This window comes from Halorubrum sp. SS7, from assembly GCF_005435055.1.
Classification (GTDB): domain Archaea; phylum Halobacteriota; class Halobacteria; order Halobacteriales; family Haloferacaceae; genus Halorubrum; species Halorubrum salinarum.
This window is the reverse complement of sequence record NZ_SGXV01000535.1, coordinates 1-269: the sequence shown is the minus strand read 5'-3', so window position 1 is coordinate 269 and position 269 is coordinate 1. Positions and strand designations below refer to the sequence as shown.

Sequence of the window (269 nt, the reverse complement as noted above, 5' to 3'; positions counted from 1 at the left end):
TGATTTTACTATTGATATTGGTGTAGAACTGTTATCAGATGCGGACGTGATACGGAAAAATAATCGCGGATACACTGATGGTCGGTGTCCGATTACCCTACTAGCACATCTCATTTATGAAGAATACGAAGCAGTTGCCTCCGGTGATGGGAATGGCATCTCCGAGCAAGAGCTCTTCGAACGCATCGAACTGATGTACGGTATAGAGAAGTCAACGTTCGAGAACCACCTGTCCCGACTCCAGCGTCACGGGTTTGTCACACCCGGAA

At 47.6% G+C, this 269-nt stretch carries 1 protein-coding gene; it reads left to right on the top strand.

What is annotated here, in order from left to right:
- Window positions 1-269, top strand: a 269-nt coding sequence (locus EXE44_RS21260) for a hypothetical protein (RefSeq protein WP_206750416.1), incomplete at both ends; no start/stop codon positions are given.